The organism is Syntrophorhabdus sp., from assembly GCA_012719415.1.
Classification (GTDB): Bacteria; Desulfobacterota; Syntrophorhabdia; order Syntrophorhabdales; family Syntrophorhabdaceae; genus Delta-02.
The window spans coordinates 1-14,327 of record JAAYAK010000105.1; the positions used below are offsets into that span (position 1 = coordinate 1).

14 protein-coding genes are annotated in these 14,327 nt (G+C 58.7%); 13 read left to right on the plus strand and 1 reads right to left on the minus strand.

Translation table 11 applies throughout. The annotated features are described in order from the left end of the window. Positions 1–731, plus strand: a 731-nt coding sequence (locus tag GXX82_06405; protein NLT22661.1) for a hypothetical protein, incomplete at its 5' end; no start/stop codon positions are given. Between the two features lie 201 nt (positions 732–932). Here the strand turns inward: GXX82_06405 and GXX82_06410 are convergent. After that, on the minus strand, positions 933–1,769 hold the full coding sequence (locus GXX82_06410) for a flavodoxin family protein (GenBank protein ID NLT22662.1): 837 nt from the start codon (positions 1,767–1,769) through the stop codon (positions 933–935). Between the two features lie 250 nt (positions 1,770–2,019). On the opposite strand from GXX82_06410, the gene GXX82_06415 reads away from it, so the two are divergent. The 12 genes from GXX82_06415 (at position 2,020) to GXX82_06470 (ending at position 14,303) form a co-directional block, all read left to right on the plus strand. Further along, positions 2,020–3,846, plus strand: coding sequence for an ATP-dependent metallopeptidase FtsH/Yme1/Tma family protein (locus GXX82_06415; GenBank protein ID NLT22663.1), 1,827 nt, complete (start codon positions 2,020–2,022; stop codon positions 3,844–3,846). Continuing rightward, a complete protein-coding gene (folP, locus tag GXX82_06420) occupies positions 3,803–4,642 on the plus strand; it encodes a dihydropteroate synthase (protein ID NLT22664.1) in 840 nt (279 codons plus the stop codon). Before GXX82_06415 ends, folP begins: the two co-directional genes overlap by 44 nt. Continuing rightward, positions 4,639–5,379, plus strand: coding sequence for a TIGR00159 family protein (locus tag GXX82_06425; GenBank protein ID NLT22665.1), 741 nt, complete (start codon positions 4,639–4,641; stop codon positions 5,377–5,379). The genes folP and GXX82_06425 overlap by 4 nt, the downstream gene beginning before the upstream one ends. Before the next feature lie 19 nt (positions 5,380–5,398). After that, positions 5,399–6,070 (plus strand): hypothetical protein, encoded by a 672-nt coding sequence (locus GXX82_06430; protein NLT22666.1) that lies wholly within the window; start codon positions 5,399–5,401, stop codon positions 6,068–6,070. A 106-nt stretch (positions 6,071–6,176) separates the two neighbouring features. Further along, a complete protein-coding gene (locus GXX82_06435) occupies positions 6,177–6,905 on the plus strand; it encodes a pyridoxine 5'-phosphate synthase (protein ID NLT22667.1) in 729 nt (242 codons plus the stop codon). 210 nt (positions 6,906–7,115) lie between these two features. Further along, on the plus strand, positions 7,116–7,439 hold the full coding sequence (acpS, locus tag GXX82_06440; GenBank protein NLT22668.1) for a holo-ACP synthase: 324 nt from the start codon (positions 7,116–7,118) through the stop codon (positions 7,437–7,439). Between the two features lie 18 nt (positions 7,440–7,457). Further along, entirely contained in the window at positions 7,458–9,032 is a 1,575-nt protein-coding gene (locus GXX82_06445; protein ID NLT22669.1) for an NAD(P)H-hydrate dehydratase, read from the plus strand. Continuing rightward, the gene (gene tsaE, locus GXX82_06450) at positions 8,995–9,456 is read left to right on the plus strand and encodes a tRNA (adenosine(37)-N6)-threonylcarbamoyltransferase complex ATPase subunit type 1 TsaE (GenBank protein ID NLT22670.1); all 462 of its coding nucleotides are present in this window, start codon (positions 8,995–8,997) and stop codon (positions 9,454–9,456) included. Before GXX82_06445 ends, tsaE begins: the two co-directional genes overlap by 38 nt. Positions 9,457–9,497: 41 nt before the next feature. Further along, on the plus strand, positions 9,498–10,730 hold the full coding sequence (locus GXX82_06455; protein NLT22671.1) for an aspartate kinase: 1,233 nt from the start codon (positions 9,498–9,500) through the stop codon (positions 10,728–10,730). Continuing rightward, complete coding sequence (locus tag GXX82_06460; protein NLT22672.1) at positions 10,727–12,298, plus strand: citramalate synthase; 1,572 nt, start codon at positions 10,727–10,729, stop codon at positions 12,296–12,298. Before GXX82_06455 ends, GXX82_06460 begins: the two co-directional genes overlap by 4 nt. Continuing rightward, a complete protein-coding gene (locus GXX82_06465) occupies positions 12,295–12,762 on the plus strand; it encodes a hypothetical protein (GenBank protein NLT22673.1) in 468 nt (155 codons plus the stop codon). Before GXX82_06460 ends, GXX82_06465 begins: the two co-directional genes overlap by 4 nt. A 53-nt stretch (positions 12,763–12,815) precedes the next feature. After that, the gene (locus tag GXX82_06470; protein NLT22674.1) at positions 12,816–14,303 is read left to right on the plus strand and encodes a response regulator; all 1,488 of its coding nucleotides are present in this window, start codon (positions 12,816–12,818) and stop codon (positions 14,301–14,303) included. Positions 14,304–14,327 lie beyond the last annotated feature (24 nt).

Genomic DNA, 14,327 nt, shown 5'->3' on the forward strand with positions numbered 1-14,327 from the left:
CAGGCTTCCGTGCGGTCCGTCAGTCCAATGACGGCTTCGCCAGAAGCAGCTGGCCGGGATTCCAGGGCGAGATCGCGTACTGGACCGACCGCTGTGGCAAGATCGGCCCCCAGAACCTGAAGTTCGCTTTGGGCGGCTACTATGGAAAGGACAACAGTACGAGCCAAGCGTACGTCACCGCGACCGGCAACGACTACAGGGATGATACCCTCAATTCCTGGGCGGTGGCCTTCAGGTATTCGGTACCCATCGTTCCCGAGAAGGCAGGCAACAAGGCAATGGCCGTCCTCCTCAACGGTAACTTCTGGGTCGGCCAGAACCTGAACGGCAGCGGCTGGCTCTATGACTCCAACTACTCCTCCTACCAGAGGCCCGACAGCAGCATGGCGGCCCCGACGATGTTCGGCCTCCAGGCCAACCTATCATGGTGGATCACCAACGCCCTCCACCTCAACGGCAACTACGGCTATCTAAAACACAACGCCAGCAATTACGCGCGGAACGCCGCGGTCAGCACCTACAACATGACCCAGAGCTACGGCGCTAACCTGCTGTGGGATGCGAACCAGGCCATCAGGTTCGGTATCCAGTGGGTCCGGAACTACACGGGTTACAACGGATACGGCGTGCCTGTTACCAGCACTGGCGCCCCCCTCAGCGTGGGCACGGGCAATGCCGATCGCACAGGCGTGGCCGATGTTTACAGATTCGGTGCATGGTACTTCTTCTAAGAAACAAAAAGGGGCCTTCGGGCCCCTTTAACCTCTGTTTCAGGTTCCAAGTTTCAAGTCTCAGGCAAGAGACCTCAAGAACCGCTTCACGTTTCAGGCAAAGACAAGAAGACGGTTCCAAGTTTCAGGCTCAAAGAGAGACCGCAAGATGCTGTCTTTGTCTTTTTCCTGGAACCTGGAACTTGAAACTTGAAACTGTCTTTACCGGGGTGGTTCCACCCACTCTCCGTCGTCCCTGTAAGGAACGATGGTCTTCATTATCTCTCTTTTCTTCTCGTTGAAGCGTTCCTTCATGCCCCGCAGCCATTCGCGGTGAAGGAGCATGTGCTCGGGAGGCCCGAGGATACCGCCCTCCTTCCCTTTGACGAAACGGCCCCGGGGTCCCATGGTGAAAGAGCCGTGGCAGACGGTGCAGACAAAGCCTTTCGGGACGACGCGGATTATCTCGCAGCCGCAGAAAGGGCAACCACCTGTCCTCTTTCTCTTTCCCGGTGCGAAGAGCGCCTTTCCCAGGCGGGCGGCCCGGACGGTGTTTGCCTTGTTCATGAGGGCCTCGCCGGGGAGCGCCGCCTTGATGGAAAGACTCGCCTTCACGGAAAGTCCGAGAAAGGCCGCCAGGGTCTCGAGCATCTGAGGCGCCGCCCCGATCCGTCCCGGCATACCGTAGAAATTGAGTAGAACCGCCGGTTTGCCGTGGGTCTTCCCCAGTATGTCGAAAAAGAGGAAACCCCTGTCGAGAATGGCCTTGATGCTCGCGTTCGCTCCGAGGTAGTAGACGGGAGAGGCGATGATAAAGGCGTCGGCCCGGGCGATCTCATCGAGGAGGAGGGTCATGTCATCCTCAATGGGGCACCTGTTGCCCATGACGCATCCATAGCAGGCCCGGCATCTTTCTATCTTTAACGATGTGAGCCTGACAAGCCTCAGTCTGTGCCCTTCCGGAACATTCCGGGACACCTCCTTGGCAAAGGTCTCACAGTTGCCGAGGGCCCTCGGTGAAGCAATGAGTGCCAGAACTGTCGGTGTTGTGGTATCCATGGCATTCCGGGCCCTCCATTCGACCCGTATCGTTCTTATTGCACACCACGGTGCAAAAAACAAGGGGGAAAGGCGGGCAGACAATGGGGGAAAGGGGCCAGGGTTCAGGGGGCACATGGTCCTGCGTGTCCTCAGAATATAAAGACTTTTCCTGCATTTTCCCTGTTCCCTTAACCTCAATAACTGAATCCTGACTCTTAATGCCTGACAATATTGAAAATTATGGACTTTTTGTGGTACACTTTGACCTATGTCAAAAGCCACCGGTCAAGGACCCACAAACAAGAGCATCATCACCGTTCTGGTGATAATTCTGCTGGGACTTTTCGTCTTCCAGGTCTACAACAAGCCAAAGAAGAACCTGGAAAGCGTAGCCTTCAGCGACTTCTCGGAAGCCCTGCGCGCCGACAGGGTCGCCTCCGTCCTGATGCAGGGACGAAACATCACGGGAACATTCAAGGATGGCAAAGAGTTCAAGACCTTCGCACCCGAAGACCCCGATCTCGTCAAGACGCTTCGGGAGAAGAATGTGAAGATCACCGCCAAACCCGACGAGGAATCGGGATTGTGGCAGTCCATCTTCATATCCTGGTTTCCCATGCTCCTGCTCATCGGTGTCTGGATCTTCTTCATGCGCCAGATGCAGTCGGGAGGCGGCAAGGCCATGGCCTTCGGCAAGAGCAAGGCGCGGCTCTTCACCGGCCGCGACAACAAGGTGACCTTTCACGATGTGGCCGGGATCGACGAGGCAAAGGAAGAGCTCCAGGAGGTCATCGACTTCCTCGTGGACCCGAAAAAGTTCACGAAACTCGGCGGACGCATCCCCAAGGGGGTCCTTCTCGTGGGGCCTCCCGGCACCGGAAAGACTCTCCTTGCCCGCGCCATAGCGGGTGAGGCCAATGTGCCCTTCTTCACCATAAGCGGGTCCGATTTCGTCGAGATGTTCGTCGGCGTCGGCGCGTCACGCGTCCGCGACCTCTTTAACCAGGCGAAGAAGAACGCCCCCTGCATCATATTCATCGACGAGATCGACGCCGTGGGCAGACACCGCGGGGCGGGGCTCGGCGGAGGCCACGACGAGCGCGAGCAGACATTGAACCAGCTTCTCGTCGAGATGGACGGCTTCGAGTCCAACGAGGGCGTCATCGTCATGTCCGCCACCAACAGGCCCGATGTCCTCGATCCGGCCCTGCTTCGTCCCGGCCGTTTCGACAGACAGATCGTCGTTTCCACTCCCGATGTCAAAGGCAGGGAGGAGATCCTCAAGGTCCACACGCGCAAGGCCCTCATTGACGAGAACGTGGATCTTTCCATCATCGCACGGGGGACACCGGGGTTCTCCGGGGCCGATCTCGCCAACCTCGTTAACGAGGCCGCCCTCATCGCGGCGCGGCGGGACAAGAAGGCCGTCGAAATGGACGACTTCGAGCACGCCAAGGACAAGGTCCTCATGGGTGTCGAAAGACGCAGCATGATAATCCCCCTCGAGGAAAGACGGCTGACGGCTTATCACGAGGCCGGCCACACCCTCGTCGCGAAGATGATCCCCGGCACGGACCCCATCCACAAGGTCACGATCATCCCCAGAGGCAGGGCGCTGGGGCTCACCCAGCAGTTGCCCATCGACGAGCGCCACACCTATTCCCGGGATTATCTTCTCAACAGCATCTCCATCCTCCTCGGAGGGCGTGTCGCGGAAGAGCTCGTCATCGGCCAGCTCACGACGGGGGCGGGCAACGACATAGAACGCGCCACCGAGATCGCCCGGAAGATGGTCTGCGAATGGGGCATGAGCGACAAGCTGGGACCCCTCAACTACGGCAAGAACGAAGAACATATATTTTTGGGCAGGGAGATCGCCCGCCACCGGGATTTCAGTGAACAGACCGCGCAGGGCATAGACGAAGAGCTGAAGGCGCTTGTCGGCAGGTGCTACTCGCAGGCCAGAGACATCATTTCGAGACACATCAGCTGCCTGCACGCTCTGGCGAAGGCACTCCTCGAAAAGGAAGTCCTCGACGGCCTCGAGATCGATGCTATCATCAGAGATACCGATGGCGCGGGCGCTCCGGCGTAAGACAACCCCCGTCATCATGGGGATCCTCAACGTCACTCCCGACTCCTTTTCCGACGGGGGGAAATATCGGAGCGTGGAAGAGGCCCTCGACCACGCCCGGCTGATGATCGACGAAGGCGCGGAGATCATCGACATCGGCGGGGAATCGACCCGGCCCTTTTCAGAACCTGTTGCCGAAAAAGAAGAGCTCCATCGGGTAATACCTGTTATAGAGAGGCTTCACGACATACCCGGCGCGTTCATATCCGTGGACACCTACAAGGCGAACGTGGCCCGGGAAGCCCTCAAGGCGGGGGCCGATATGGTAAACGACATCAGCGGTCTCACCCACGACGACGCCATGGCCGGGGTCATTGCCGAGTATGACGCCCACGCGGTCATCATGCATATCAGGGGCACGCCACGGAACATGCAGGAGAACCCCCGATACGACGACGTTATCGGCGAGATCAGGGGATTCCTCCACGAACGCGTCGAATACGCGGTGCGAAGCGGTGTTGACAGGGAGAAGATCATTGTCGATCCGGGCATCGGTTTCGGGAAACGGGTGGAGGACAACCTGCGCATCCTCAAGATGCTCGCAGCCTTCAAGGAACTGGGCAGACCTGTCCTTATCGGCACCTCGATGAAGTCCTTCATAGGAAAGCTCACGGACATGCCCCTCGAAGAGAGGGTGGAAGGGACCCTGGCAAGCCTTGCCGTCGCGATCATGAACGGGGCCGATGTGCTGAGGGTCCATGACGTGAGGCGGGCAAACAAGGTCCTCAAGATCGTGAAGGCGGTAATGGACGCATGATACCCAACATCAGATGGCAGGACGTCCTCGACATCATCGTCGTCGCCTTCATCATCTACCGCATCTTCGTCGTCATAAAGGGAACGAGGGCAATACAGCTTCTTCTCGGCCTCGTCATCGTCATGTTCGCCTTCGCCATTGCAAAGAGACTGGAACTCTTCACCTTGAGCTGGATATTCAACAGCTTCATAGGCTCCATCGTGTTCGTCGTCATCGTCATATTCCAGGACGACCTGAGGAGGCTTCTTCTCGCCCTCGGGAGGAGCCCCTTCTTCCGGAAGATAAGCTATGTCAAGGAGACCCTCTTCCTCGACGAGCTCGTGAACGCCTGCCTCGTGATGAAGAAGCGCACCATGGGAGCCCTCGTTGTCGTCGAACGGGAGGTCGGGCTCGAGGAGTTCATGGAAGCGGGGGTACGCTTCGATGCCGAAGTGAACGCCGAGCTCGTCGTCAGCATCTTTCAGTTCGCGTCGCCGCTGCACGACGGAGCCCTGATAATCCGGGAAGGAAGGATCGTCTCTGCAGGATGCGTGCTTCCTCTGACGACGGCCGATGAGATCGACAAGACGCTGGGCACCCGCCACCGGGCGGCGATCGGCATCACCGAGGTCACCGATGCCGTCTCCATCGTCGTCTCCGAGGAGAGAGGTGTTATCTCTTACGCGCAGCACGGACAGATCCACGGGAATATCAGCACCGACGAGCTCAGGAAGGTACTCAAAGAGGTCTTGAGCTGAAAAAGGGACTGAAACGGCCATGATGAAGACCCTCTTCGAAAGATACGTGATCAAGGACTGGAAGCTGAAGCTCCTTTCCCTGGGCCTTGCCGTGATGCTCTGGTACACGGTGTTCCAGATAGGAGAACCGAAGAAGGACATAACCGTTCCCCTGTCCGTGTCCCACCTCCCGAGGAGCATGGTCATAACGAAGATGGACCCCGAAAGGGTCTTCGTCACGGTAAGCGGACGCGTCTCCATGCTCAAGGACATCAAGGATCGTGATGTCACGGCCGTCATCAGCCTGAACGGCTCGAAAGAAGGCGAGACGGTCTTCGAGATATCGAAATCAAACGTGTCCGTCCCGAAGGGCATAGATATCGTGGATGTGAAGCCGGGAACCGTCAGGGTGGTCGTCGACAGGATCATCGAGAAAAAGCTGAAGGTCGTTCCTGTCCTCGACAAGAAATGGACCGGCCGCTACGATGTCATCCTCGCAAGCCCGCAGCACGTCTTCGCTGAAGGACCGCGCAAGGTCCTCGAGGGCGCAACGACGGTGGAGACGTTGCCGGCGAACGGCGACTTCAGGCACGTCGATGAGACCGTGAACGTGGGGTTCAACACGGAGGACCTCCCGCATGTCAAAATACGGTCGGACTCGGCGCGGATCGTCCTGAGGAGGCACCCGGGAAAGGAGACCCACTGGGATTGAAAACGCCGCGCAGTGCCTCGCGGTCGGTAGTCGCCGGACCATCGCGCTTTAAGGCCCCCGATGGGAAGACCGGGGCCGTTCAAATACAGTTCCTGGAGGAATGAGAATGCCTGAACTCATGGTAAACATAGACCACGTGGCCACGCTACGGGAAGCACGGGGCATCCATTATCCCGATCCCGTTTTCGCGGCGGGTATCGCCGGGATGGCAGGGGCCACGGGTATCATCATACACCTGCGCGAGGACCGCAGGCACATAAAGGACCGCGACCTCCGAATCCTTCGCGACGTGGTGCGCACGAGGCTCAATCTCGAAATGGCGGCAACGCCGGAGATGACGAAGATAGCAGTCTTGACGAAACCCGACATGATCACCCTCGTTCCCGAGAAACGCCAGGAACTCACGACCGAGGGCGGCCTCGACGTGATCAAATTCGCGGCGAAGATCGAGAAGGTGATCGCCGCGGTCAGGAAGCGGGGCATAGCCGTCTCCCTCTTCATCGACCCCGCGGAGGCACAGATCAAGGCATCGGCCGCGATCGGCGCCGATATGATAGAGATCCACACGGGGGCCTACGCCGATGCGCGCACAGCGAGAATGAAAAGAAGAGAGCTCGACAAGGTGATCCGCTCGGCTGTCCTCGGCAAAGAGCTGGGGCTCGGCGTCAACGCCGGCCACGGGCTGCACTACCACAACGTGCGGGAGATCGCCGTGATCCCCCAGATAGACGACCTGTCGATCGGCCACAGCATAATAGCCCGCGCCATCTTCGTCGGCCTCGACAGGGCGGTAAGGGACATGATAGAACTGATAAAAACAGGAGACGCAAAATAAGGCGCGGACACCTTGTCCGTCCCATAGGTCCTGGATGTCCTATAGGTCCTAGATGTCCTATAGGTCTTATACCTCCTATTGGTCCTATAAAAACCTGTCACGAAACCCACGGCCCATAGGACAAATAGGAAAATAGGACCTATGGGACCAATAAGACATATAGGACGGCATAGGACATATAGGACGCACTGAGAGAAGAGACTTTCGATCATGGTTGGAATAGATATCGTTGATATAGCGCGGATTGGCGGGGCGATCGAGAGGCACGGTGAGCGCTTTCTCGAGAAGGTCTTCGCGCCTTCGGAGATCGCCCGTGCGCGGGAGAGGAAACGGCCTCAGGAATACCTCGCCGGGAGGTTCGCCGCGAAGGAGGCCTTTATGAAGGCCAGCGGCGAGCGGCTCACCTGGCGGGACATCGAGGTGCTGAGCGAAAAAGGCAGGCCTTTCATCATATACCGGGGAAAGCGCTATGACGGGGTCAGCATCTCCCACGAGAGATCCTACGCGGTATCCGTCGTGATCTTGAGCGACTGAGAAAAGGGGGCACAATAGATGAAGGTCCTTTCACCGAAGAGGATGGCACGCTATGACGAATACGCCATCAAGACCTGGGGCATCCCCTCGGCGGTACTCATGGAGAACGCCGGAAGGAACACGTACCGGCTCATGAAGGAACGCTATCTCGCCGGCGGCGAGGCCATCGCCGTCATCTGCGGCCGCGGCAACAACGGCGGCGATGGGTTCGTCATCGCGCGCTATGCCCTGATCGACGGCTTCCGGGTACGCGTGTACCTCATCGGGAGGAAGTCAGACGTGAAGGGTGACGCGGCACTCAACATGGGACTCTTCGAATCCCTCTCGGGCGAGGTCGTTGAGTGTGTGGAAAAACCGAAGCTCGTCAGGACGGGCATCGGTGAGGCGGACCTCATCGTTGACGCCATCTTCGGCACGGGTCTGTCGAAACCCGTGGGCGGAATGGAAAAGACCGTCATCGACGCGATCAACTCCTCGGGAAAGCCCGTCATCGCCGTCGACATCCCCTCCGGCATCGACGGGGCCACGGGCAAGGCCCTGGGAAACGCCGTTCACGCCCTTCACACCTTCACCTACGCCTACCCCAAGCTTGGCCAGGTATTGAGTCCCGGCGCCGACCACTGCGGCGCCCTCACCGTCATCGACATATCAATACCTCCCTTCATCGAGAAGGAGATCGGCTTCGACGGGGAGATAGCCGACGGCGCCATGATACGGGGCTTCCTCAAAAGACGCCTCCCCTCTTCACACAAGGGGAGTTTCGGCCATGCCGTCGTCGTCGCCGGGTCGCCGGGGAAAACTGGGGCGGCGCACATGGCATCGCTTGCCGCCCTCAAGATCGGTGCCGGACTTGTCACGCTCGTCATCCCCGAGTCATTGAACGCCATACTGGAGACAAAGACAACGGAGGTCATGACATACCCCGTTACCGACGACGGCAGGGGCTTCTTCACCCCCGGCTCCTTCGATGAGATAGCCGCGTTCATGGAAGACAAGGACGTGGTCATCATGGGTCCCGGCCTTTCCCAGAACGAAGGCGTCATGGAACTGGCCCGAAGGATGTACAGGGAGATCGACAAACCCTTCGTCATAGACGCCGACGGGATCAACGCCTTCCGGGGGCACACGCCGCTCCTGAAAAAGAGGGGAAGAAAGACCGTCCTGACGCCGCATCCGGGCGAGCTCGCCCGCCTCATCGACAGGACCCCGAAGGAGGTGAACGAGGACCGGACGGGCGCCGCCCTCACCTCGGCCCGCGCGTGGGGCGTGAATGTCCTCCTCAAAGGTGCCGCGAGCGTTCTCGCCACACCCGAAGGCCGGATGTTCCTCAACCCCACGGGGAACCCTTCCCTCGCGAAAGGAGGAAGCGGCGATATCCTGACGGGCTTTATCGGCGGACTTGCCTCCCAGGGCTACAGCCTGACGGAAAGCACTCTCTTCGGGGCGTATCTCCACGGGTATATGGCCGACACCTGGGTGGAGAACCATTCCGACATGGACCTTCTCGCCCTTGATCTCGTGACGGGACTGGGCGATGCGATCGAGGATATCCGCAATGGGACGGACAGAGTATATATCGAAAGATCCCTCTGAAACGATAGACATCGGGGAAATGATGGGCCGCGTGGCCACGGCGGGTGAGGTCTACGCGATCTACGGCGACCTCGGAGCGGGAAAGACCCAGCTCGTCAAGGGCATCGCGCGGGGCCTTGGCGTCCCCGACTGGGAATACGTGGTAAGCCCCTCGTTTACGCTCATGAATGTGTACGAAGGCTCGATGACGCTTTGCCACGTGGATCTCTATCGCCTTGAAGAGACGGACCTTGCCGACCTCAATATCGAGGAGTTCCTTGCCGGCGGCATCGTCGCCGTCGAGTGGGCGGAGAGATCCCGCTGGTGGGAGGGAGTGACAGAGGTGCGCATAGAAATTAGTGGAGAAATGGAGCGAAAAATTGTTATTATCAAGCAGGAAAAACCGGGGTCGGACGCACCGGGCAACGGTGGCAATCACCCGTAATTCCTGACGTTATCACGTTCATTCCATACCTGGAGGATACGATGCTCGTTGTTCAGAAATATGGCGGCACGTCGGTCAGGGACGTGCAGAGGATACAGAATGTGGCGAGGCGCGCCATCGAGTACAAGGGACGAGGCATGGACGTCATCGTTGTCGTCTCCGCCATGTCCGGCGAAACCGACAGGCTGCTCAACCTGGCACACGAGATAGCGAAATTCCCCGATGAAAGGGAAGTGGATGTGCTCATCTCCACGGGGGAGCAGGTCACATCAGCCCTTCTCGCCATAACCCTCCGTGAGATGGGCCACAAGGCCGTGTCTCTGCTTGCGGACCAGATAAGGATCATCAGCGACTCGAGCTACGGGACCGCCCGCATCGCCAGCATCGAGGACGTCAAGCTCCGGGACGAGATCAAGGAAGGCAACATCATCGTCGTGCCCGGGTTCCAGGGCGTCGACGGCGCGGGGAACATCACCACCCTGGGAAGGGGCGGTTCGGACACCACCGCCGTTGCCCTTGCGGCGGCCCTCAAGGCCGACCTGTGCGAGATCTACACCGACGTGGACGGTGTTTACACCACTGATCCCAACATCTGTGAAAAGGCGAAACGCCTTGACAAGATATCCTACGACGAGATGCTCGAAATGGCATCTCTGGGGGCGAAGGTCCTCCAGATACGCTCCGTGGAACTCGCACAGAAGTACAACGTCCCCATCCTCGTCAAGTCATCGCTCGTCGAGGGAAAGGGAACACTTGTCTGCAAGGAGGACATGGTCATGATGGAAAAGGTCGTCATTTCCGGTATCACCTACAATAAGAACGAAACGAAGATAACGATCAACAAGGTGCCCGACAAGCCCGGCGTCGCGTCGAAGATATTCAGCGCCCTGAGCGCGGCCAACATCGTCGTCGACATGATCGTCCAGAACGTCAGCCACGAGAGCTACAACGACATCACCTTCACGGTGGTGAAGGCAGACGGAAAGAAGGCGTTCAAGATCACCGAGGAGATAGGCTCCGAGATAGGGGCAAAGGTCGCAATGGACGAGGATATGGCCAAGGTTTCCATCGTGGGGCTGGGCATGCGTTCCCATTCCGGCGTCGCCTCCAGGATGTTCACGCTCCTTGCCGACGAAGGGATCAACATAGAGCTCATATCCACGTCGGAGATCAAGATATCCTGCGTTATCGAGAGCAAGTACGGCGAGCTGGCGGTACGGGCGCTCCACAAGGGATTCGGCCTTGACGCCGAGGACATCACGGAGGAGAGTTGAGGGTTGACTTTTACGATACCACCCTCAGGGACGGGGCCCAGTCGGAAGACATCGCCTTCAGCCTCACCGATAAACTGAGGATAACGGAAAAGCTCGACGAGTTCGGCATCCATTACATAGAAGGAGGCTGGCCGGGCTCGAACCCGAAAGACCTGCAATACTTCAAGGAGGTAAAGAAACTCTCTCTCAGCAACGCCCGCATTGTGGCTTTTTCGAGCACGGTGAGGGCGAACGCCCGCCCTGACACGGACCCCGTCATGAAGGCCCTCCTCGACGCGGGAACGGACGCGGTGGCCATCGTGGGCAAGGCCTGGGACCTGCACGTGAGGGACGCCCTCAAGGTCAGCCTCGACACCAACCTTGCCATGATAGCGGCGACCATCGGCCACCTCAAGAAATTGGGCAAGACCGTCTTCTTCGACGCGGAACATTTCTATGACGGGTACAAGCGCAACACCGAATACGCCCGTGCGGTGGTGCGCGCCGCCCGGGACGCCGGGGCCGACATCATCGTCCTGTGCGACACCAACGGCGGCGCCATGCCTTTCGAGGTCTTCGATATCACCCGGACCGTGGGAAAGGACATAAAGACAAAACTCGGCATCCACACACACAACGATACCGAGCTCGGTGTTGCCAATTCCCTGATGGCGGTGAAGGCCGGATGCGCCCTCGTGCAGGGCACCATCAACGGTTACGGGGAGCGCTGCGGGAACGCGAATCTCTGTTCCATCATCCCCAACGTCATCCTGAAGATGGGACACACCGGCATCGACAGGGAAAAGATCGCCCGGTTACGGGAGTTGAGTCTGTTCGTTGACGAAATGGCCAATTTCATACCCGACAAGCACAGGCCCTACGTGGGAGAGAGCGCCTTCGCACACAAGGGCGGCATACACGTCAGCGCCATCAGGAAGAATCCTGAGACCTACGAACACATCCGGCCGGAGCTGGTGGGCAACTCCCAGCGTGTCCTCATCTCGGACCTCTCCGGCGAGAGCAGCATCCGCTACAAGGCGAAGGAGTTCAACATCGACATCGACAAGGACCCGAAGGTGGTCAAGGATGTCGTCAAGAGGATAAAGGACCTGGAGATGGGCGGATATCAGTTCGAGGGGGCCGAAGGCTCGTTGGAACTCCTCATCAAGAAGAAGATGGGCATCCACAGGTCCTACTTCGAACTCATCGGTTTCCGCATCATCGTCGAAAAGAAGGAGACCTCTCAACCCGTGACGGAAGCCACGATCCTCGTCAGGGTCGGCGACCGCGTGGAGCACACCGCGGCGCTCGGCAAGGGCCCCGTCAACGCCCTCGACAACGCGCTCAGAAAGGCCCTTCACACCTTCTATCCACAGTTGAAGAAGATGGACCTAGTCGATTACAAGGTGAGGGTCCTTTCCACGCGGGAAGGCACCGGCGCCCCCACCCGTGTCCTCATCGAAAGCTCGGACGGCAAACACACATGGGGAACGGTGGGAGTGTCGGAGAACATCATCGAGGCGAGCTGGCGGGCACTCGTCGACTCCATCGACTACAAGCTTCTCATTGAAGAGGAAAAGAAGCCGTGAGAAAACTCGTCAACGTCATCGACGCCACGAAGGAGCTCAATATCCTGAGGTCGAGGAAGAATTACGAGAGGCCCTTCGAGGTGGTCGGCACCTACCGCCTCATCGACGACGGGCAAAGACCCGAGGCGACGGTCATTATCCAGACCCGGGAAAGGGAGACACACGAGGCATCCACGGGGGTCGGCCCCGTCGACGCCCTCGCCAACGTTCTCAAGAAATCCCTTTCGTCGATCTTCCCCGTGATCCAGGAAGTGAAGCTCGTTGACTTCTCTTCCCGCATCCACGATTCCCGGTCAGGGACGTCGGCGAACGTCGAAGTGAACATAATCTTTTCTGACGGCGAGACCATCTGGAGCGTCGTCGCCATATCGGAGAACATCAACATGGCCTCCTTCGTGGCCCTCATCGACGGATTCGAATACGCCATCCTGGCAAAAAAGGTGAAACGCTCACGAAGGAACTGAGAGCAGGGGGATCCACGGACATCGGGGGGGCAACAAACCCAGAGGACATGCCTGTGAACCAGGAAGAGAAACACGCGCCAGACGAACAGGGGTCGGAAGGATCCCTGAGGACCATCCTTTCGGCGTCTCCCATAGGGATCTGCCGCGTCCGCGGCAGCGTCTTCGAATGGGTGAACGACACCATGTGCCGCATGACCGGTTATCCTGTGGAGACACTTCAGGGAAAGGGCATGGAGTACCTTTTCGAGAGAGAAGATGAATGCCTGCGGGCATCTGACGCCCTGCACGGCGCGGGCTACGTCGAAACGACACTGCGAACCAGGGACGGCACCCTGATCGACGTCCTCGCCCAGGCCGCCTCCGTCGATGACGAGTCCCAGATCATCACCGTCACGGACATAACATACCGCGCCCGGTCCGAACGGGAGCAGGCCAAGATAGGCAAGCTCGAATCACTGGGCGTGCTGGCGGGCGGCATCGCCCACGACTTCAACAACATTCTCACCATGATCCTCGGCAACATAACTTTGGGAAAGATGTACATGGACATGGACAAGGACAAGGCAAAGGACAAGCTCACCCTTGCCGAGCAATCCATCGCGCGGGCGAAGGAGCTCACCCAGCAGCTCCTCACCTTTTCCCGGGGGGGAGCACCCATCACAAAGGTCGCCTCCATAACCGATCATCTCAGGGAAACCGCCCAATTCGCCCTGACCGGCACGGGCGTGACCTGCAGGTTCGACATAGCCGATGACCTTCCTCCCGTCGCCATCGATGAAGGCCAGATCAATCAGGCCATCGGGCACATCGTCATCAACGCCCACCAGGCGATGCCCCAGGGAGGAGCGATCCTCATCACAGCCCGGAACATGACCCTCGACAATGCCGACATTAACCTTAAGGCCGGCAGATACGTCCATATCAGCATCACCGACAACGGGATCGGCATCCCGGAGGAACACCTCGACCGTGTCTTCGATCCCTACTTCACCACCAAGCAGAAAGGCAGCGGCCTGGGGCTTGCCATCTGCTACTCCATCATAAAGAACCATCACGGCAGCATAACCGTCGAGTCGACACTGGGTGTGGGAAGCACCTTTCACATATATTTGCCTGTGCACGATGCACCATCTTTGGCGGAAAGGAGAAACGGAGAGGACATGACCAGAGTGATCGGGGGAAACGTCCTCGTTATGGATGACGAGGAAGCGATACTGGAGATAGTTGGAGATATCCTGGCCTATCACGGCTTCACCGTGGATTTTGCCCGGGACGGCGAGGAAGCGCTGTGCCTTTACCAGGAAAGACGGTACGACGCGGTGATACTGGACCTGACCGTGCCCGGTGGAATGGGGGGACGGGAGGCGATGAAGGAGCTCCTCAGGATAGACCCCGCGGTACGTGCCATCGTATCCAGCGGCTACTCCAACGATCCCATCATGTCCGATTACAGCCAATACGGGTTCAAGAACGTTATCGCGAAACCCTACGATCTCGAGGAACTCGGCGAAGTGCTCAGGTCGGTGATAGGGGGAAACTAGCAAAGACCGCTTGAATGGCTTGAG